The organism is Saccharothrix sp. HUAS TT1 (genome assembly GCF_040744945.1).
GTDB lineage: Bacteria > Actinomycetota > Actinomycetes > Mycobacteriales > Pseudonocardiaceae > Actinosynnema.
In genome coordinates, this window is the sequence record NZ_CP160453.1 from 2977259 (window position 1) to 2996036 (window position 18778).

General features: G+C 74.2%; 18 protein-coding genes and 1 riboswitch. Of the genes, 12 read left to right on the top strand and 6 right to left on the bottom strand.

The window, feature by feature from the left end; genetic code table 11:
- Nucleotides 1–30 precede the first annotated feature (30 nt).
- Entirely contained in the window at nt 31–831 is an 801-nt protein-coding gene (locus tag AB0F89_RS14755; protein ID WP_367136472.1) for an SAM-dependent methyltransferase, read from the top strand.
- A 25-nt stretch (nt 832–856) separates the two neighbouring features.
- Here the strand turns inward: AB0F89_RS14755 and AB0F89_RS14760 are convergent, their stop codons facing one another.
- Complete coding sequence (locus tag AB0F89_RS14760; protein ID WP_367136474.1) at nt 857–1438, bottom strand: TetR/AcrR family transcriptional regulator; 582 nt, start codon at nt 1436–1438, stop codon at nt 857–859.
- 74 nt (nt 1439–1512) lie between these two features.
- Between AB0F89_RS14760 and AB0F89_RS14765 the strand changes: the two genes are divergently transcribed.
- A complete protein-coding gene (locus AB0F89_RS14765) occupies nt 1513–2172 on the top strand; it encodes a CatB-related O-acetyltransferase (protein WP_367136476.1) in 660 nt (219 codons plus the stop codon).
- On the opposite strand, the gene AB0F89_RS14770 is transcribed toward AB0F89_RS14765, so the two are convergent.
- Nucleotides 2159–2794, bottom strand: a complete 636-nt coding sequence (locus AB0F89_RS14770) for a hypothetical protein (RefSeq protein ID WP_367136478.1) — start codon at nt 2792–2794, stop codon at nt 2159–2161. The two genes, AB0F89_RS14765 and AB0F89_RS14770, sit on opposite strands and share 14 nt — an antisense overlap.
- A gap of 339 nt (nt 2795–3133) precedes the next feature.
- Here AB0F89_RS14770 and AB0F89_RS14775 point away from each other — a divergent pair, with 339 nt between their 5' ends.
- The gene (locus AB0F89_RS14775) at nt 3134–5047 is read left to right on the top strand and encodes a patatin (protein WP_367136479.1); all 1914 of its coding nucleotides are present in this window, start codon (nt 3134–3136) and stop codon (nt 5045–5047) included.
- A 3-nt stretch (nt 5048–5050) separates the two neighbouring features.
- Here the strand turns inward: AB0F89_RS14775 and AB0F89_RS14780 are convergent, their stop codons facing one another.
- The gene (locus tag AB0F89_RS14780; protein WP_367136481.1) at nt 5051–5983 is read right to left on the bottom strand and encodes an alpha/beta hydrolase; all 933 of its coding nucleotides are present in this window, start codon (nt 5981–5983) and stop codon (nt 5051–5053) included.
- A 70-nt stretch (nt 5984–6053) separates the two neighbouring features.
- Between AB0F89_RS14780 and AB0F89_RS14785 the strand changes: the two genes are divergently transcribed.
- Nucleotides 6054–7076, top strand: a complete 1023-nt coding sequence (locus AB0F89_RS14785) for a M48 family metallopeptidase (RefSeq protein WP_367136483.1) — start codon at nt 6054–6056, stop codon at nt 7074–7076.
- Between the two features lie 72 nt (nt 7077–7148).
- Entirely contained in the window at nt 7149–7910 is a 762-nt protein-coding gene (locus tag AB0F89_RS14790) for a trypsin-like serine protease (protein ID WP_367136485.1), read from the top strand.
- A gap of 57 nt (nt 7911–7967) precedes the next feature.
- Here the strand turns inward: AB0F89_RS14790 and AB0F89_RS14795 are convergent, their stop codons facing one another.
- Nucleotides 7968–8573, bottom strand: coding sequence for a LysE family translocator (locus tag AB0F89_RS14795; RefSeq protein WP_367136486.1), 606 nt, complete (start codon nt 8571–8573; stop codon nt 7968–7970).
- A 176-nt stretch (nt 8574–8749) separates the two neighbouring features.
- On the opposite strand from AB0F89_RS14795, the gene AB0F89_RS14800 reads away from it, so the two are divergent.
- Complete coding sequence (locus AB0F89_RS14800) at nt 8750–9472, top strand: trypsin-like serine protease (protein WP_367136488.1); 723 nt, start codon at nt 8750–8752, stop codon at nt 9470–9472.
- 20 nt (nt 9473–9492) lie between these two features.
- Nucleotides 9493–9951 (top strand): GNAT family N-acetyltransferase, encoded by a 459-nt coding sequence (locus AB0F89_RS14805; RefSeq protein ID WP_367136490.1) that lies wholly within the window; start codon nt 9493–9495, stop codon nt 9949–9951.
- Here AB0F89_RS14805 and AB0F89_RS14810 read toward each other — a convergent pair.
- Nucleotides 9905–11083 (bottom strand): 8-amino-7-oxononanoate synthase, encoded by a 1179-nt coding sequence (locus AB0F89_RS14810; protein ID WP_367136492.1) that lies wholly within the window; start codon nt 11081–11083, stop codon nt 9905–9907. The two genes, AB0F89_RS14805 and AB0F89_RS14810, sit on opposite strands and share 47 nt — an antisense overlap.
- A gap of 36 nt (nt 11084–11119) precedes the next feature.
- Between AB0F89_RS14810 and AB0F89_RS14815 the strand changes: the two genes are divergently transcribed.
- Nucleotides 11120–12352 (top strand): cytochrome P450, encoded by a 1233-nt coding sequence (locus tag AB0F89_RS14815; RefSeq protein WP_367136494.1) that lies wholly within the window; start codon nt 11120–11122, stop codon nt 12350–12352.
- On the opposite strand, the gene AB0F89_RS14820 is transcribed toward AB0F89_RS14815, so the two are convergent.
- Complete coding sequence (locus AB0F89_RS14820; protein WP_367136496.1) at nt 12272–13171, bottom strand: zinc-binding alcohol dehydrogenase family protein; 900 nt, start codon at nt 13169–13171, stop codon at nt 12272–12274. The genes AB0F89_RS14815 and AB0F89_RS14820 overlap by 81 nt on opposite strands.
- Nucleotides 13172–13463: 292 nt before the next feature.
- Nucleotides 13464–13560: riboswitch (cobalamin riboswitch) on the top strand.
- Between the two features lie 56 nt (nt 13561–13616).
- Between AB0F89_RS14820 and AB0F89_RS14825 the strand changes: the two genes are divergently transcribed.
- From AB0F89_RS14825 to AB0F89_RS14840, 4 genes are all read left to right on the top strand, one after another.
- Complete coding sequence (locus AB0F89_RS14825; protein WP_367136498.1) at nt 13617–15602, top strand: putative cobaltochelatase; 1986 nt, start codon at nt 13617–13619, stop codon at nt 15600–15602.
- Between the two features lie 52 nt (nt 15603–15654).
- A complete protein-coding gene (gene cobO / locus AB0F89_RS14830) occupies nt 15655–16269 on the top strand; it encodes a cob(I)yrinic acid a,c-diamide adenosyltransferase (protein ID WP_367136499.1) in 615 nt (204 codons plus the stop codon).
- Nucleotides 16266–17639, top strand: coding sequence for a cobyrinate a,c-diamide synthase (locus AB0F89_RS14835; protein ID WP_367136500.1), 1374 nt, complete (start codon nt 16266–16268; stop codon nt 17637–17639). The genes cobO and AB0F89_RS14835 overlap by 4 nt, the downstream gene beginning before the upstream one ends.
- A 65-nt stretch (nt 17640–17704) precedes the next feature.
- Nucleotides 17705–18778 (top strand): cobalt-precorrin-4/precorrin-4 C(11)-methyltransferase, encoded by a 1074-nt coding sequence (locus tag AB0F89_RS14840; RefSeq protein ID WP_367136502.1) that lies wholly within the window; start codon nt 17705–17707, stop codon nt 18776–18778.

The following is an 18778-nucleotide window of genomic DNA, read 5'->3' on the forward strand; positions in this document are numbered from 1 at the left end:
CACGCGGTCTACAGGCGAGGAGATGTGCGCATGGAGCAGGCGAGCTGGGTCCCGTCCTCGGTCGACCTGGACCGGCCGAGCGCGGCCCGGATGTACGACTACTACCTGGGCGGTTCGCACAACTTCGCGGTCGACCGCGAAGCGGCGAAGTCGGTCGAGCAGATCTTCCCCGGCATGTCCGGGGCGGCCAGGGCCAACCGCTCGTTCCTGCGGCGGGCGGTGCGGTACCTGCTGTCGCAGGGCATCGACCAGTTCCTCGACCTGGGTTCGGGCATCCCGACGGTCGGCAACGTGCACGAGATCGCCCAGCAGACGAACCCCGCCGCCCGGGTCGTGTACGCCGACGTGGAGCCGGTGGCGGTGGCGCACAGCACGGCGTTGCTGGCCGACAACCCGATGGCCATGGCGATCCAGGCGGACCTGCGCGACCCGGACTCGGTGCTGGACGACGAGGAGGTCCGGTCGATGCTCGACTTCGACCGGCCCATCGGCCTGCTGATGGCCGCCGTGCTGCACTTCGTCCCGGACGAGGACGAGCCGCACCTGGCGATCGCCCGGTACCGGGACGCGCTGGCGCCGGGCAGCTACCTGGCCGTCTCGCACGCCAGCTGGGACGGCGTGTCGCAGGAGGGCCAGGAGAGCGGTGAGCAGGTGAACGCCATCTACCGGCGCACCGACAGCCCGTTGGTGCTCCGCACGGGCGAGGAGATCGCCGCCTTCTTCACCGGCCTGGAGGTCGTGGAGCCGGGCATCGTGCCGCTGTCGGAGTGGCGGCCGGATTCCGACGACGCCTACATCAGCGCGTACGCGGGGGTCGGTCGGAAGGTCTGACCGTCGCGGGTGCTCGGCGGCGTGGTCACAGCAGGCCCGCGCGGGCGGCGGCGAGGGCGGCGCGGGCGGAGCGCTCGGCGATGGCGCGGTCGACCGGCTCGCCGGTGACGAAGATCCGGTGGTACAGCGGCGCGCAGGTGAGGCGGATCAGCTCGACGGGGTCGGCCTGGGGCGGCAGCTCGCCGCGCTCGACGGCGCGGGTGACGACCCGGGCCGCCTCGGCCTGCCGGGCGGCGTAGAACCGCGCCTTGGCCTCCGCCGCGCGGCCGGACTGGAGGGCGGCGGCGACGACCGCGACCGGCACGGATCGACGGGCGGGGTCGGCGAACGCGTCCGCGACCTCGGTGGCGATGGCGATCAGGTCGCCCTCGACAGTGCCGGTGTCGGGCACCGGCCACTCGTGCTCGCGGGTGTGGTCGAGGGTGTCGGCGATCAGCGCGTCGACCGTGCCCCAGCGGCGGTAGACGGTGGTCTTGTGCACGCCGGCGCGGTCGGCGACGTTCTCGACCGTCAGGCTGAGGTAGCCGCGCTCGGTCAGCTCGACCAGCACCGCTTCGAGGACGGCGGTCCGGACGCGGGCCGAGCGACCGCCTGGCCGTGAGGTCATGTGCAACTCCAGTTGCGTTAGTGGTATGTCCGTGCCACTCTAATGCAACACGAGTTGCGTTAGGAGTTCTGCCTTTGATCCCCGACCCCACCGTCCTGCACCCGCTGCCGCACACCGACCGCGTGGTCCAGCTGAAGCCGCTGGTGACCTCGCCGATCATCGAGGTCGGCGAGTACACCTACTACGACGACCCGGAGCACGCGCTGGAGTTCGAGACCCGCAACGTCCTCTACGGGTACGGCGCCGAGAAGCTGGTGATCGGGAAGTTCTGCGCGCTGGCCACCGGCACCAGGTTCATCATGGCCGGGGCGAACCACCTCACCACCGGCGTGTCCACGTTCCCGTTCACGATCTTCGGCGGCACGTGGGGCGAGCGGACGATGGACCTGATCACCGGAATGGAGACGCGCGGCGACACGGTGGTCGGCAACGACGTGTGGTTCGGCTACAACGCGCTGGTGATGCCGGGCGTGACGATCGGCGACGGCGCGATCATCGCGGCCGGCGCGGTGGTGACGTCCGACGTGCCGCCTTACGCGGTCGTGGGCGGCAACCCCGGTCGCGCGGTGAAGCGGCGGTTCTCCGACGAGGACGTGGCACGGCTGCTGCGCGCCAGGTGGTGGGACTGGCCGGTCGAGCTGATCACCGAGCACGTCCGCGCCGTCATGTCCGGCACACCCGCCGAGATCGAGCGGATCGCGCGGTCCCGCGGGGTTGACCTCAGGACGGGGTGATCGTCCAATCGCCGCCGGACATGACTTGGATGACCGCCGGACCGGACAGGAGCACCGTTCCCTCGTAGCCGCCGATGTGGTTCACCAGGAGTTCGACCCGGCCCTCCGCCAACTCGACCGCGTGCACGACGAAGTTGCTCTCACCGGTGTTGGTGATCCTCGCCTTCTTGCTGGAGCCCGTGAAGAACAACACCGCGTCCCCGGTCCCGGACATCGGGCCCCGAGCGGTGTCGAGGAGGTCGTGCTCACCGACCGTGATCGTCCAGGAGCCCGTCGCTTTGACCGTCAACGTCGAGGTGCGACTGCCGTCGCGGATGTCCATCCACCGGGTCCCGCTGTAGGCGCCGATCTCGTTCACCAGCAATGATTCGAAGCCGTCGCTCTTCAGCACCGTGTTGCCGGTGCAGGCCGGGCACTCGAACCTCACGACCTTGAAGCCGGCTGGGCGGTCCACCGCGATCACGTCGTCACCGACGCCGGTGAACACCGAGGGCGGGGGAGGAGCGGTGGTGGTGGTGACCTTGGCTGTGGTGGACGTCGAGGTGGAGGCCGCGGGCGCGGGTCGGGCCGTCCCCGCGACGATCCGGCCGCTATTCCACCCGAACGCGGCGGCGACTGCCACGAGGACGAGGACCGCGCCGACGACCGGCCACTTCGGAGCCTTCTCCGGCTCGGGCGGAACGGGTGGGGCGCCCCATTGCCCAGGTGGGTGTGGAGGGGTCGGGCCAGCAGTCGGGGGATTGATCGGTAGGTGATCCATGGAACTGCCCTGCATTCATCGCTGTGCCACCGGGAGAATCCGGACGCACTGTTCTTCGAAACGCGAGTACGGAGCGTTATGGACGGTGGGCGACGTTCACCCGAACGAGTTAAATCCTGATGGGTGGCAACGGAGGTGAAGCGCCGTTGACCAGCCGGTCGGCCTAGCGCCAGGCCGCCGGGCGCTGGGGGACCATGGCTCATGGCCGAGGACTTCAACCGGTACTGCGACCTGACCATGCGCGGCGGCGCGACGAGCGGGGTCGTGTACCCGTTGGCGGTGGTCGAGCTGGCCCGGCACTACCGGTTCCGGTCGCTGGGCGGCGCTTCGGCGGGCGCGATCGGGGCCGCGTTCACGGCCGCCGCCGAGAAGGGGCGCGACCAGGGCGGTTTCGACAAGCTCGCCGACGTCGTCGACTGGTTCGCCGCACCCGGCTGGCGGATGGCGCAGCTGTTCCAGCCCAGCGAGGACACCCGCAAGCTGTACCGGGTCGTGGCGGCGTCGATGCAGCGCCGCGACTCCACCGGCCGCAGTCCGCTCCTGTGCCTGCTGCTGGCCCTGATCAGCGCGATCGGGTGGCGGTCACGGCTGTTCCTGGCGTTGGCGCTGGCGCTGTGGTTCGTCGGGCCAACGCTCTGGTTTCACTCGATCGAGTGGGGCTCCACGCCGACGTGGGTGCTGGTCGCGGTCATCGTCCTGACCGTGGTCGGGGTGTCGGCGATCGTGCTGCGCGTCCTGCCGGCGGGCGGCGACGCCTGGCTGCGCCGCGTCGGCACCGCCCTGCTCCTGGTCGTCCCGCTGGTCCCGGTGGCGCTCGGCGCCCGGTGGACGGCCGAGAGCCTGGCGAGCGCCGCCACCGCCGCCGTGTGGTGGGTGGTGCTCGGGTTCGCGCTGGTCAGCGCGGTCGTCCTCATCTACGGCCTGGGCGCCAAGCGGTTCCTCGACCGGATGGCCACCTCCATCCACTTCGGACTCGTGCCGGGCACCGGGTCGTTCCGGCCGGACTTCTGGGACCGGCGCTGCGGCGTGCCCGCCCCGACCGGCGTGCCGCCGCTGAGCGACTGGGTCGCCGACCGGCTGGACGACCTGTCCGGCGTCGTGGACCTGACCTTCGCCGACCTGACCACGAACCTGGTCCTGATGACGACGGACCTGTCCGAGGGCCGCCCCTACCGGCTGCCGTTCACGGAGCCTGCCGACGCGTGGCTGTACTGCCGCGCGTGCCTGGCGAAGGTGCTGCCGCGGCGCACCGTCGACAAGCTCGGCGACGACGCCGCGGCGCACCGCTGCCCGCTGCACCCGGACGAGGCCGTGCGCGTGCTGCCGAAGAACCTGCCGGTCGCGCTGGCCGTGCGGATGAGCATGCCGCTGCCCGGCCTGATCGCCGCCGTGCCGCTGGTGCGCGCCGAACCCGAACCGCGCGTGCACTGGTTCTCCGACGGCGGCATCACCAGCAACTTCCCCATCCACTTCTTCGACAACCTGCTGCCGCGCTGGCCGACGTTCGGCCTGAGCCTGCAGTCGTACCCGCCGGGCGACGACCGGGACGTGTGGCTGCCCGAGCAGGACGCCTCCACCGGCGGCGCGCCGTGGCGGGGCATCGGGCTGGTGCGGCAGTTCGCGTCGGCGATCCTGGACACGATGCTCGGCTGGCGGGACACCACGCAGTCCGCGCTGCCCGGCTACCGCGGTCGCATCGCGCACGTCCGGATCGGCGCGCTGGAAGGCGGCACGAACCTGTTCATGCGCCCGGAGACGATCCGCGCCCTGGCCGAGCGGGGCGCGGAGGCCGGACGCGCGCTGCGCACCAGGTTCACCGAGGACGGCGGCGTGAAGACCGACCGCTACCGCTGGATCCGGATGCGGCTGGCGATGCGCGAGTACCGGCAGCTCGCCGAGCAGGCCGACCAGCGCGGCGACTTGTACCGCGACCTGACCGCCCGCTACCCGATCCCGGCGGACCTGCACGGCTGGTTCGCCACCGCGCCGACCGGCACGGACCCGCACGCGCGCGAGGTCGGCCTGACCCTGGACGCCCTGGGCGCGGTGCCCGACGGGCCGCTGGACGGCGAACCGCCCGTCGACCCCGACCTGCGGCTCACGCCGCCGGAGTGAGCGTCAGACCTGGTCCAGGAACTCGTCCACCTCGGCCAGCGCGCGCCTGCGCACCGGCTCGGCGGACAGGAACAGGTCGTGCATCCCGCCCTCGACGTTCACGATCGACACCCGCTCGCCGATCTTCGGGCCCCACTGCCGCATGTGCTCCACGTCCAGCACGGTGTCCGCGGTCATAGCCTCCGGCGACCACGCCTTGGCGCGCAGGTGGCTGCGCCCCGACCGCAGCAGCAGCACGGGCACGCGCACGTCCAGCCCGCGGTGCAGCCGGGCGTGGCCGCGGCGGACCGCGCGCAGCCACCCGGCGTGCACCGGGAACGCCTCGATCGGCTTCCACGTCGTGTCGAAGTCCCACTCGCCGTGGTGGTCGCGGTGGATGCTCTCGCCGTACACCGGGCCGAGGCCGGGCTTGAGCACCAGCCGCGGCGCGAACCGGCCGACCCCGCGCACCAGGGCCGTGCCGACCGTGCGCAGCAGCCACGGCTCGGCCAGGTCCAGCCACGGGCTGTTGAGCACCAGCGCGTCCAGCACGTCGTCCGAGCGCCGCTCGTGCGCCCACAGGCTGGTGATGAGGCCGCCGGTCGAGTGGCCCACCACCACGAGGCTCCGGTGGCCGTCCTCCTCGCGGATCACCCGGGCCGCCGCGTCGATCTCCTCGAAGTGCTCGGCCAGGTCGGTCACGAAGTTGGCCACCTGGCCCGGTCGCAGCGACCGGCCGTAGGCGCGCAGGTCGATGGCGTAGAAGTCGAAGCCGCGCGCGGTGAAGTGCTCGGCGACGTGCCGCTGGAAGAAGTAGTCGGCGAACCCGTGCACGTACAGCACCGCGCCGCGGATCGCGGGCCGCGCCTGGCGGCGGACCAGGGTGGCGGTCGCGTCACCGCCGCCCAGGGGCAGCGCGCGGGTCTCGTAGTCGGCGCCGAGCACGTCTGAGTTCACCCGGTCAGTGTGCACTCCGATTCGTCCGATCGGGGATAGCCGGGGTGCGGGTCGTGGCACTGTGTAAAGCATGAGCAGCGAGGAGATCGAGCGGTCGAGCACGCGCGTGCGCTTCCCCGGCATCAGCCCGCGGACGTACGAGCACCCGGTCGACCGGGGGGCGTTGGCGGTCTTGCGCGCGGTGCCGGGCATCGGCCCGGTGCTGCAGGCGGTGGCGGGGGCGTTCACCGAGCGCGGTGAGCGGTTGGGTTACCTGGCGTCGAGCATCAGGGTCGGCCCGAAGCAGTACCCGGAGCTGGACCGGATCCGGTCGGAGGTGGCGGCGACGCTGGACGTCGACCCGGTGCCGGAGCTGTTCGTCAAGCGCGACCCGGTGCCCAACGCGATGACGCTGGGCATCGACAAGCCGTTCATCGTGCTGACCACCGGCCTGGTGGAGCTGCTGGACGCCGACGGGCTGCGGTTCGCCGTCGGGCACGAGATGGGGCACGTGCTGTCCGGTCACGCGCTGTACCAGACGATCCTGCAGCGGCTCATGCAGCTGCAGTACGGCCTGGGCTGGATGCCGGGCGGCTACTGGGCGATCACCGCGATCATCGCCGCGCTGCGCGAGTGGTACCGCAAGACCGAGCTGTCCTGCGACCGCGCCGGCCTGCTGTGCGTGCAGGACCCGGCCGCCGCGCTGCGGGTGCACGTGGCCATGGCGGGCGGCATGGACCTCAGCCAGGTCGACACGGCCGAGTTCCTGAAGCAGGCCAAGGAGTACGAGCAGGTCGAGGACGTGCGCGACAGCGTGCTCAAGCTGATCCGGACGTGGCCGCTGACCCACCCGATGGCCGTGGTGCGCGCCGCCGAGCTGCAGAGGTGGGCGGCGAGCGAGGAGTACCGCGCGATCCTGACCGGCGAGTACCAGCGGCGCGAGGACGACCGGCCGACCAGCTCGTTCACCGAGGACATCAAGTCGGCGGCCCGGTCGTACAAGGATTCGGCGGCCCAGTCCGAGGACCCGCTGATGAAGGTGTTCAACGAGCTCGGCGACGCGCTGTCCGGCGCGGCGGGCAAGGTGCGCTCCAAGTTCACCGGGTCGAACTAGTCCGCTTGGCCGAGCGCGGTCCGCCGTTCTGGCTAACCTCCTCCTGGTGGACTCGATCAGGAGGAGGGGCCGATGCGGCTCGCCGCGTTGTTGATGACTTTGATGATGGCTCTCCCGGGCGCGGCCGCGGCGGACGAGCGCGTGGTGGACGTCCGGGTGGTCGGTGGCGACCGGGTGTCGATCGAGGAGCACCCGTGGGTGGTGTACCTGACCGACAGCGGCGGCAACCAGTTCTGCGGCGGCACGCTGGTGGCGCCGACCAAGGTCGTCACGGCCGCGCACTGCGCCGTGGCCCGGACGCCGCGCAACACCAGGGTCGTGGTGGGTCGGGAGGACCGCCGGAGCAGCGCGGGCCGGGTCGTGCGGCTGGACGACATCTGGATCCACCCGGACTACGTGACGGCGGACCAGGGCGCGGACGTCGCGGTGCTGACGCTGCGCGACGGGGTGGAGCAGGAGCCGCTGCCGCTCGCCCACGAGTCCGACCGGGCGCTGTACGAGGCGGGCACGGAGGGCCGGGTGTTCGGCTGGGGCCGGACCAGCGAGCAGGGGTCGGCGTCGCGCTACCTGCTGGCCGCGACCGTGCCGGTGGTGGCGGACGCCGACTGCCGCCGCGCGTACCTCCAGTACGACCCGGACGAGATGACGTGCGCCGGCTACCCGGAGGGTGGCGTGGACACCTGCCAGGGCGACTCGGGCGGCCCGTTCGTGGCCGGCGGGAAGCTGATCGGCGTCACCTCGTGGGGTGAGGGTTGCGCCCGGGAGGACCGGCCGGGCGTCTACTCGAAGATCGCCGCCTACGCCGACGCGATCGAGGAGCAGGTGGTCGCCTGACCTGGCGGCGTGCGGACCCCCGGGCCGCGGGGGTCCGCACGCCGGACCGGGAGGGCGTCAGAGCACGAGCCCGACCGACATGGTCAGGAACACCGCCGCGCACACCGCGTCCAGCGCCGTGGTCACGCCGGGGCGGCGCAGCGACCCGGCCACCCGCGCCGCGGCCACCACGATGGTCAGCTCCCACAGCGCGGCCAGCCCGAGGAACACGGCGGCGAGCACGCCGAGCTGGAACGCCGGGTCGCCCGTGCCGATGAACTGCGGCAGGAACGCCAGGGAGAACAGCAGCATCTTCGGGTTGGTGATGTTGGTCAGGAAGCCCTGCCGGAACGGCCGGGGCGCGACCGCCGCCACCTCGCCGCCCGTCCGCCGCAGCAGGCCGCGGGTGATCGTCACCGCCAGGTACAGCAGGTAGGCCGCGCCGATCCAGCGCAGACCGGTCAGCACGGCGGGGTAGCGGGCGATCACCACGCCCAGGCCCGAGATCACCAGGGCCACCTGGACGAACGCCGCGGTGTGGATGCCCGCCAGCGCCAGCAGCCCGGCCCGCGTGCCGGACCGCACCGAGGTGCGCAGCAGCAGGAAGGCGTCCACGCCGGGGGTCAGCACGACCACCGCGCAGGCGATCAGGAACGCCGGCAGCTGGGTGAAGTCCAGGTGCATGGAAACCTCCCTCATGATCCGGACAGATCGTCGTGATCTGTCTCACTTACCGTCGAATCTTCGGTCAGCTTGCATACTAACAACAGATTTTCCGGTTTCCATCCCCCGGTGCGGCCGATGTGACCGGTCCGCTACGGTCGGTGTCCGCTCGACCACTTGTCGTAGAGGGGTGCTCCATGCGCATCAGCGCTCCGGTCTTCGCGGTTCTCGTGCTGGTCCTGTCCGCGCTGCCCGCGGACGCGATCGTGGGCGGCCGGGAGGCGCCCGCGACACCGTGGGCGGTGGCGCTGTTCGACGCGGCGGGCAACTTCTTCTGCGGCGGCGCGCTGATCGCGCCGGACAAGGTCGTCACCGCCGCGCACTGCACGGTCGAGCGGACCGCGCTCGGCAAGCGGGACCGGGGACCGGCCGACCTGGTGGTGGTCGCCGGCCGGACCGACCTGCGGGCCAAGACCGGCCGGACGGCCGACGTGGTCGCGGTATGGCGGCACCCCGCGTTCACCGGCGTGTCCACCGGCGACGACGTGGCCACCCTCACCCTCGCCGCGCCGCTGCCGTACCAGCCGATCCGGGTCGCCGACGCCACGTCCGGCCTGGCCCGGGTCTACGGCTGGGGCCGGACCGGCGAGCTGAGCGCGCCGAGCGGGCGGCTGCGCGAGGTCGACCTGCCGATCCGCGCCGACGCCGAGTGCGCGGCGGCCGTGCCGGACTACCGGCCGGGCGGGATGCTGTGCGCGGGCTACCCGGAGGGCGGCAAGGACGCCTGCGAGGGCGACTCCGGCGGGCCGCTCACGGTGGCGGGCGAGCTGGTCGGCGTCGTGTCGTACGGCCGCGGCTGCGCGCGCCCCGGTCAGCCCGGCGTCTACACGCGGCTGAGCCGGTACCGGGACCAAATCTGAGACTGTGGTACCAAAGCGGGGTGCGCTCACCCCAGTACCCGGCGACGTTGCGCCGGCAGTGGTCGTCGGACCTGACGTCCGCCCAGCTCTACGCCGTGCTCAAGCTGCGCGTCGACGTGTTCGTGGTGGAGCAGAACTGCCCCTACCCGGAACTGGACGGGCGCGACCTGGAGCCGGGCACCCGGCACTTCTGGCTGGCGGCCGACGGCTCGGCCACGCCCCTGGCCTACCTGCGGCTGCTGGAGGAGCCGGGCGGCGGGTTCCGCATCGGCCGGGTCTGCACCGCCCGCGCCGCCCGCGGCCTGGGGTGCAGCCGGCGGTTGGTGGAGGCGGCGCTGGCCGAGGTCGGGACGGCGGAGTGCGTGCTGGACGCGCAGACCTACGTGGCCGACTTCTACGCGTCGTTCGGCTTCCGGCCGCAGGGCGCGGAGTTCATCGAGGACGGGATACCGCACCTGCGGATGCGCCGGTCTCCGTGATCACCCGCACGGCGCGCTCGACGTCGCCCCCGGTCAGGTCGGCGCGGGCGGTCAGGCGGAGCCGGGAGATCCGGTCGGGCACCGACGGAGGCCGGAAGCAGCCGACGACGACGCCCTGGGCGCGGCACGCCTCGGCCCAGTCGAACGCGGCCTCGGGCGAGGGCGCCTGCACGGACACGACGGCCGCCGTCGGGGCGCTGACCCGCAGGCCCTTCTCCTTCAGCCGGAACGCGAGCTCCTGGGCGACCTCCAGCGCCCGCGCGGGCCGTTCCGGCTCCTCGCGCAGCACCTTCAGCGCGGCCAGCGACGCCGCCGCGCTGGCCGGCGCGAGCCCGGTGTCGAAGATGAACGTGCGCGCGGTGTCGACCAGGTGCTTGATCACCCGGCTCGGGCCGAGCACCGCGCCGCCCTGCGCGCCGAGCGACTTGGACAGCGTCACCGTGGTCACCACGTCGGGCGCCTTGGCCAGGCCCGCCGCGTGCACCGCGCCGCGACCGCCGTCACCGAGCACGCCGAGGCCGTGCGCGTCGTCCACGACCAGCGCGGCGTCGTGCTCGCGGCAGGCCGCGGCCAGTTCGGCCAGCGGCGCGAGGTCGCCGTCCACGGAGAACACCGAGTCGGTCACCACCAGCGCGCGCCTCTTGCCTCGGGTGGCCAGGGCGTGCGTGACCTGGTCGACGTCGCAGTGCCCGGCGACCACGACGTCCGCCTTGGACAACCTGGTGCCGTCGATCAGCGAGGCGTGGATGTGCTGGTCGGCGACGATCGCCGTGCCGGGTCCGGTCAACGCGGTCAGCGCGCCGAGGTTCGCCGCGTAGCCCGAGGAGAACACCAGCGCCGACTGCGCGCCGCAGAAGTTCGCCAGCTCGTACTCCAGCTCGGTGTGCAGCTCGGTGGAGCCGGTGACCAGCCGCGAGCCGGTCGAACCGGCGCCCCAGCGCAGCGAGGCCGCCGCGGCGGCGCCGGTCACCCGCTTGTCGCGGGCCAGGCCGAGGTAGTCGTTGGAGGCCAGGTCGAGGTTCGTCGAGTCGGCCGGGCGCGGTCGGACCCGGCGGGCCAGACCGGCCTTCGCGCGGGCCTCGGCCCGCGTGTCGATCCAGTCGAACACCGAGTCACCTGTGCGCACGCTCACGCCGGCAGTGTCGCATCCGGCCGCTACGGTGCCGGCGTGGACCTCTTCCAGCCGGAGCCTGCCGACCTGCGCTCGCTGCGCGAGGACGCGCCGGTCCACCGGGACGAGCGCACCGGGTTGTGGCTGGTCAGCCGCTACCACGACGTGCGCGCGGTGCTGGCCGACCCGGTCCGCTTCCGGCCGGACAACGCGCTGACCGCGGTGGTCGGCATGCCGGGGCCGGTGCTGCGGGAGCTGGCCAGGGCCGGGTTCTCGCTGCCGCCGACGCTGGCCAACAACGGCACCGGCACGCACGCCGCCCTGCGCCGGCTGGTGGCCGGGTTCCTCACCCCGGCGCGGGTCGCGGCGATGGGGCCGCGGATCGCCGAGCTGGTCGCCGCCCGGCTGGCCGGCCTGTCCGGGCGGGTCGACCTGCACCCGGTGCTGGCCCGCGACCTGCCCGCGGTCGTGCTGCTGGAGGTCATGGGCATCCGGGACGTCGACGTCGACGCGCTCAAGGCGTGGAGCACGGCGTCGTTGGAGCTGTTCTGGGGTGACGTGACGGTGGCGCGGCAGCACGAGCTGGCCCGCCCGGCGGCCGGGTTCCACCGGTGGCTGACCGCCCGGGTCAAGGCCGCCGACCCGGCCGGCGACGACCTGTTCGGCGCGCTGCGGGCGCAGGGCGTGCCGGTCCGGGACGCGGCCGGCCTCTGCTACTTCCTGCTGATCGCGGGCCAGGAGACGACGACGCAGCTGCTGTGCTCGGCGTTCCACGCGGTGCTGCGGCACGGCGACCTGTGGTCCCGGCTCGACGAGCCGGGCATGGCCGCCGCGTGCGTGGAGGAGGTGCTGCGGCGCGACCCGCCGGTGAGCACGTGGCGGCGGGTCGCCGCCGAGCCGGTCACCCTCTCGGGGGTGGCCGTCCCGGCGGGCGCCCCGCTGCTGCTGATGCTCGCGGGCAGCGGCTCGGACCCGGAGGTCTTCGCCGACCCCGAGCGGTTCTGCCCGGCCAGGCCGAACGCCCGCAAGCACCTGGCGTTCGGCCACGGCAGGCACTTCTGCCTCGGCGCGGGCCTGGCCAGGCTGGAGGCGGAGGTGGTGCTGCGGGAGACCGCGCGGCGGTTCCCGGACCTGCGCCTGGCCTCGACCGGACCGCCGCCGATGCTGGGCCTGCTGTCGTTCCGCGCGCCGCTGGCCGTCCCGGTCGAGCTAGGGGACCAGGACGAGCTTGCCGGTGGTGGCGCGGCTCTCCAGCAGTTCGTGGGCGCGGACGGCGTCGGCCAGCGGTAGCGCCTCGCCGAGCACCGGGCGCACGTCGAGGTCGAAGGCGCGTCGGGTGTTGTCCGGCGTCATGGGGTTGCCGAAGCCGACCAGGGCGACGCCCTTGCGGAACACGTCGGCCGCGCCCACGTCCACCAGCTCGCCGCTGGCGAAGCCGTACACGACGAACCGGCCGACGCCGTCGCGCAGCAGCTCGAACGACTGCCGCCCGACCGCGCCGCCGACCGAGGACAGCGCCACGTCCACCGGCTCGACCCGGGTGGGCCAGTCCGGCTCGCCGTAGTCGACGACCTCGTGCGCGCCCAGTTCGCGGGCCAGCGCCAGCTTCTCCGCGCCCCGCGCGGCGGCCACCACCGTCGCGCCCTCCCGGGCCGCCAGCTGGACCAGCAGGCTGCCGACGCCGCCGGCCGCCGCCTCGACCAGCACCCGCTCACCGGCGACGAGCCGGGCCGCGCCCATCGCGGCCACCGCCGTCGCGCCCTGCATGTGCAGCGCCAGCGCCTCGTGGTCGGTGACGCCGTCGGGCACCTGGAGCGCGTCCTCGGGCAGCAGGGCCTGCTCGGCGTAGCCCTGGCCCTGCGCGAACCCGATCAGCCGCCTGCCGTCGGCGGTCACGCCGACCACCTCGCCGCCGAGCGCGCCGGGCGTGAGGTCGAGCCAGGGCACGACCCCGCCGGCCTTGCCCGACCGGATGACCGTCTCGCCGTAGTTCAGCCCGATCGCCGTGACGCGGACCAGCACCTGACCGGGTCCGGCGACCGGGTCGGGCACCTCTTCGACGCCGAGCACGTCCGCCGGACCGAACTCGTGGAACCGCACCGCGCGCACCGAGCCTCCTCGCAACCTGAATGGACCAGTGGTCCGTTCTTCCGTCGGCTACCACAACGGACTGCCGGCCCGCTCCTGTCAAGCGCCGGCCGAAGAGGGTCCGCCGGGCCGTGGTGGACGAGAGGGTGGTCACGTTCGCGGGCGCCCTGTTCGACCACGTGCTGGCCGCGCTGCCGCTGGTCGCCGCGCCGGAGCGGGTGTCCGGGCGTGCTTCGGGCACGGGCGGGTGTGATCTCCCTCGCCCGCGAGGCGCCGGCCGGGGACTTGGAGCCCGCCGGGCGAAGTGCGACGATGCCCAGGCTGTAGAGGGGGTGCGCGAGGAAGCCGGTGCGAATCCGGCACGGTCCCGCCACTGTGACCGGACCGAGGAGCCGGGAGTCAGGAACTCGACCCCCGACTCATCGACCGGACACGGGCGTGGACACCCGAGGAAGGACACCGCCGCATGGGCGCGCGTTTCCCCTTTTCCGCTGTCGTCGGCCACGACGACCTCCGCACGGCCCTGTTGCTCAACGCCGTGCACCCCGCTATCGGCGGGGTGCTGGTGCGAGGTGAGAAGGGCACCGCGAAGTCGACCGTGGTGCGCGCCCTCGCCGCGCTGCTCCCCGAGCTGGACGTGGCGCCGGGCTGCCGGTTCGGCTGCGACCCGGCGGCGCCGGCCGACTGCCCCGACGGCCCGCACGACCAGGGCTCGCAACGGCGCCCGGCGCGGCTGGTGGAGCTGCCGGTCGGCGCGACCGAGGACCGGTTGATCGGCTCGCTGGACCTGGAGCGCGCGCTGACCGAGGGCGTCCGCGCCTACCAGCCCGGCCTGCTCGCCGCCGCGCACCGGGGCGTGCTGTACGTGGACGAGGTCAACCTCCTGCACGACCACCTGGTCGACCTGCTGCTCGACGCCGCCGCCATGGGTCGCGCGCACGTCGAGCGCGAGGGCGTGTCCGTGTCGCACGCCGCGTCGTTCCTCCTGGTGGGCACGATGAACCCGGAGGAGGGCGAGCTGCGCCCGCAGCTGCTGGACCGCTTCGGCCTCGCGGTCGCGGTCCGCGCCGCGCGGGACGTGCCGACCCGGGCCGAGGTGGTGCGGCGGCGGCTGGCCTACGAGGCCGACCCCGACGGGTTCGCCGCCCGCTGGGCCGAGGCGGACGCCGAGCTGGCCCGCCGGATCGTCGCGGCCCGCGACCGGCTGCCCGGCGTGCTGCTGCCGGACGCGGAGCTGCGCCGCATCGCGGGCATCTGCGCCGCGTTCGAGGTGGACGGGATGCGGGCGGACCTCGTGGTGGCCCGCACGGCGACCGCGCACGCCGCCTGGCGCGGCGCGGCCGAGGTGGCGGAGGAGGACGTGGAGGCGGCCGTGCGGCTGGCGCTGCCGCACCGCAAGCGCCGCGACCCGTTCGACGAGCCGGGCCTGGAGGAGGAGCAGCTGAACGACGCCCTCCAGCAGGGCGCCGACGCCGCCCAGGAACCCCCGGACGACCCCGAAGGACCCGACGACGGCGGCCCGGACGACGGTGGTCCCGACGACGGCGGCGGCCCGGACGGTGGCGGCTCGGTCCCGCCCGACGAGCCGTCGGAGTCCACTCCGGACGGTCGGGGCGGCGGCTCGGCCGAGCGGTCGCACGCCCCCGCGCCCGCGTTCCGCGCCCGGCTGCTGCAGGTACCGGGCGTCGGCGAGGGCGCGCCGGGCAAGCGCTCCCGCGCCCGGGCCCGCACCGGCCGGGTGGTCCGCTCGTCCACTGTGGACGGAACCGGGCTGCACCTCCTCGGCACGCTCGCCGCCGCCGCGCCGCACCAGACCGCCCGCGGCAGGCGGGGCCCCGGCCTGGAGCTGCGCGGCGCGGACCTGCGGCTGTCGGTCCGCGAGGGCAAGGAGGGCAACCTCGTGCTGTTCGTGGTCGACGCGTCCGGCTCGATGGCCGCCCGGCAGCGGATGTCGGCGGTCAGCGGCGCGGTGATCTCCCTGCTCCGCGACGCCTACCAGCGGCGCGACAAGGTCGGCGTGGTGACGTTCCGCGGCCGGGAGGCCCGGGTCGCCCTGCCGCCGACGAACTCGGTGGACGCGGCGGCGGCCAGGCTGCGCGCGCTGCGCACCGGCGGCCGGACCCCGCTGGCGGACGGCCTGCTGCGGGCCCGCCGCGTGCTGGAGGTGGAACGGGTCCGCGACCCCCGCCGCCGGCCGCTGCTGGTGCTGCTCACCGACGGCCGCGCGACGGCCGCGGGCACCGGCGGCGACCCGCTGCGGGACGCGTTGCGCGCGGCCGGGCTGGTGGCCGCCGACGGCGTGGCGTCCGTCGTGGTCGACTGCGAGCACGGCCCGATCCGGCTCGGCCTGGCCGCCGCGGTGGCAGGTGCTCTCGGGGCGGCGTGCCTGCGCCTGGAGGAGCTGTCCGCGGACCAGGTCGCCGGCGTCGTGCGCGCCGCGCGGGCCGCGTGACGGCACGACCGGCCCACCCCACCACCACCCGAGTCGCGTAGGAGCGTCGAAAGTGCCCCAAGGTCAACCGTCCGTCGTGCCCGCCGACGGCCTCACCACCAGGCAGCGCCGCAACCGACCGCTGGTCGTGCTGCACACCGGCGAGATGAAGGGCAAGTCCACCGCCGCCTTCGGCCTGGCCCTGCGCGGCTGGAACCAGGGCTGGTCCATCGGCGTGTTCCAGTTCGTGAAGTCGGCCAGGTGGAAGGTCGGCGAGGAGTCGGCGTTCCGCGCCCTCGGCAGGCTGCACGAGCAGACCGGCGAGGGAGGTCCGGTCGAGTGGCACAAGATGGGCGAGGGCTGGTCCTGGACCCGCAAGCAGGGCAGCGAGGACGACCACGCCGCCGCCGCCCGCGAGGGCTGGCAGGAGATCGCCCGCCGGCTGGCGGCCGGGCGGCACGGCCTGTACGTGCTCGACGAGTTCACCTACCCGCTGCACTGGGGCTGGGTCGACGTGGCCGAAGTCGTCGACACCCTGAAGAACCGGCCCGGGCACCAGCACGTCGTCATCACCGGCCGGCACGCTCCCGCCACACTGGTCGACGCCGCCGACCTGGTGGTGGAGATGACCAAGGTCAAGCACCCCATGGACGCGGGTCAGAAGGGGCAGAAGGGGATCGAGTGGTGAACCGGCTGGTGGTCGCCGCGCCCGCGTCGGGCAGCGGCAAGACCACCGTGGCGACCGGCCTGATGGCCGCGCTGCGCCGCGCGGGCGACCGGGTCGCGCCGTTCAAGGTCGGCCCGGACTACATCGACCCCGGCTACCACTCGGTGGCCACCGGCCGGCCGGGCCGCAACCTCGACCCGGTCATGGTCGGCGAGCACCGGGTGGCGAGCCTGTTCGCGCACGGCGCGCGCGGCTGCGACCTGGCCGTGGTGGAAGGCGTGATGGGCCTGTTCGACGGCCGGGTGGACACCGAGGGCATCGGGTCCACCGCGCACGTCGCCAAGCTGCTGTCCGCGCCCGTGCTGTTCGTGGTCGACGCGCGCGGCCAGAGCCGCAGCCTCGCCGCCCTGCTGCACGGGTTCCGCGGCTACGACCCGACCGTGCGGCTCGGCGGCGTGGTGCTCAACCAGGTCGGCTCGGCCCGGCACGAGCAGGTGCTGCGCGGCGCGTGCGCGGAGGTCGGGCTGGAGGTGGTGGGCGTGCTGCCGCGCGACGACCGGTTCGCGCTGCCGTCCCGCCACCTCGGCCTGGTCACCGCGGCCGAGCACGGACCGGCCGCCACCGCCGCCGTGGACGCCATCGCCGACGCCGTCGCCCGGCACGTCGACCTGGCCGCGGTCCGCGCCCTGGCCGCCGAGGCGCCCGCGATGGCCGTGCAGCCGTGGGACCCGCGCGCCGAGGTCGAACCGGTCGCCGGCGCGCCGACGGTCGCGGTGGCGGGCGGCGCGGCGTTCACGTTCGGCTACGCCGAACAGGTCGAGCTGCTGGCCGCGGCGGGCGCGGACGTCGTCGTGGTCGACCCGCTGCGCGACGAGGACCTGCCCACCGGCACGGCCGGCCTGGTGCTGCCCGGCGGTTTCCCCGAGCAGCACGCGGCCGAGCTGTCGGCCAACGAGGGGCTGCGCGCCGCCGTCACCGCGCTGGCCCGCGCCGGCGCGCCGGTGCACGCCGAGTGCGGCGGCCTGCTGTACCTGGCGAAGTCCCTGGACGGCGCGCCGATGTGCGGCGTGGTCGACGCCGACGGCGCGATGACGTCCCGGCTCACCCTCGGCTACCGCGACGCCGTCGCGCCGCGGGACTCGGTGCTGGCCCGCGCGGGCGCGCGGATCACCGGCCACGAGTTCCACCGCACCGCGCTGAGCGTGCCGCACGGCGCGAAACCGGCCTGGCAGTGGCGCGGCCACGACCTGCGCCCGGTCGCCGAGGGCTTCGTGCTCGGCCGGGTCCACGCGTCGTACCTGCACACCCACCCGGCGTCCGCGCCGGGGGCCGTGACCCGCTTCGTGCGGGCCTGCGCGAGCGAGTCCGCGCGCTCCGAGGCCACTCGATAGTGGATCGCGTCCGCGCGGTACGGTCCTTGCCCACCAAGCCGAACACGTCGTGGGGAGCAGTTGTGATGACTGGTCGGGTCTCCTTCGTGGGCGCCGGTCCGGGCGCCGCCGATCTCATCACCGTGCGCGGCGCGAAGCGGATAGCCGAGGCCGACGTCGTGCTGTGGGCGCCGAGCGCGGTCGAGGTCGAGTGCGTGCGCGAGCACGCCCGCGCGGACGCCGAGCTGGTCGACTTCTCCCGGGTGGCCGAGCCCGAGGTGGTGGAGCTGTACCGGCGGGCGTCGGCGGCCAAGCTGAAGGTGGTGCGGCTGCACGCGGGCGACCCGACCCTGTGGGGCGGCCTGAGCGAGCAGCAGGACGCCTGCCGCAGGCTCGGCCTGGAGACCGAGGTCGTGCCGGGCGTGTCGCAGGTGTCCGCGGCGGCGGCGGCCGTCGGCCGCGAGCTGACCACTTCGGACGTCGCGCAGTCGGTGCTGCTGGTCGGGCCCGAGACCGCCGAGCACGTGGACGAGTTCGCCGCGCACGGCACCACGATGGCGATCTCCGCGTCGGGCGCGCGCGCCGGCCTGCTGGTCGAGCGGCTGCGCGCCGGCGGCTACCCCGACGACACGCCGGTCGTGGTGGCCTACAAGGTTTCCCTGCCCGACGAGACGGTCGCGCAGACCACGCTGGGCGAGCTGGAGGCGTGCGTCAAGGAGCACAAGCTCTACCGCACCACGCTGTTCCTGGTCGGCAAGGTGCTCGCGCCGCCGGCGCCGCGCCGCCGGGCCGCGGTGGTCGACGGCGACGAGCCGGTGCGCCGGGTGCGGCCGTCGAAGTGGTCCAAGCGCGCGAGCCGGCCGGCGGCGCCGCAGGCGGGCGAGTCGCCGTCGGCGGCGGCGTGGTCGGCGGTGCACGACTGGCAGGAGACGGCGCGCACCAAGCGGTCCGGTCAGGCGAAGCCGAAGGCCGAGCCGGTCGGCCTGCCGCTGCTGGAGCTGGTCGTGGACGAGGCCCCGGCCGCCGCGACCCCGGAGGCCGAGGAGGCCGGGCCCAAGCCCAAGCCGGTGGTCGCCGCCGCCGCGAAGCGCAAGCCCACGACGGTGCAGGCGAGCACGACGCCGCGCCCGCGGGCCAAGAAGAACAAGCGCGTGAACTGA

Excerpts from the sequence above, each read along its gene's own strand:
- AB0F89_RS14755 (WP_367136472.1), top strand. The coding sequence starts at position 31 with ATGGAGCAGGCGAGCTGGGTCCCGTCCTCGGTCGACCTGGACCGGCCG.
- AB0F89_RS14760 (WP_367136474.1), bottom strand. The coding sequence starts at position 1,438 with ATGACCTCACGGCCAGGCGGTCGCTCGGCCCGCGTCCGGACCGCCGTC.
- AB0F89_RS14775 (WP_367136479.1), top strand. The coding sequence starts at position 3,134 with ATGGCCGAGGACTTCAACCGGTACTGCGACCTGACCATGCGCGGCGGC.
- AB0F89_RS14785 (WP_367136483.1), top strand. The coding sequence starts at position 6,054 with ATGAGCAGCGAGGAGATCGAGCGGTCGAGCACGCGCGTGCGCTTCCCC.
- AB0F89_RS14790 (WP_367136485.1), top strand. The coding sequence starts at position 7,149 with ATGCGGCTCGCCGCGTTGTTGATGACTTTGATGATGGCTCTCCCGGGC.
- AB0F89_RS14795 (WP_367136486.1), bottom strand. The coding sequence starts at position 8,573 with ATGCACCTGGACTTCACCCAGCTGCCGGCGTTCCTGATCGCCTGCGCG.
- AB0F89_RS14800 (WP_367136488.1), top strand. The coding sequence starts at position 8,750 with ATGCGCATCAGCGCTCCGGTCTTCGCGGTTCTCGTGCTGGTCCTGTCC.
- AB0F89_RS14825 (WP_367136498.1), top strand. The coding sequence starts at position 13,617 with ATGGGCGCGCGTTTCCCCTTTTCCGCTGTCGTCGGCCACGACGACCTC.
- AB0F89_RS14840 (WP_367136502.1), top strand. The coding sequence starts at position 17,705 with ATGACTGGTCGGGTCTCCTTCGTGGGCGCCGGTCCGGGCGCCGCCGAT.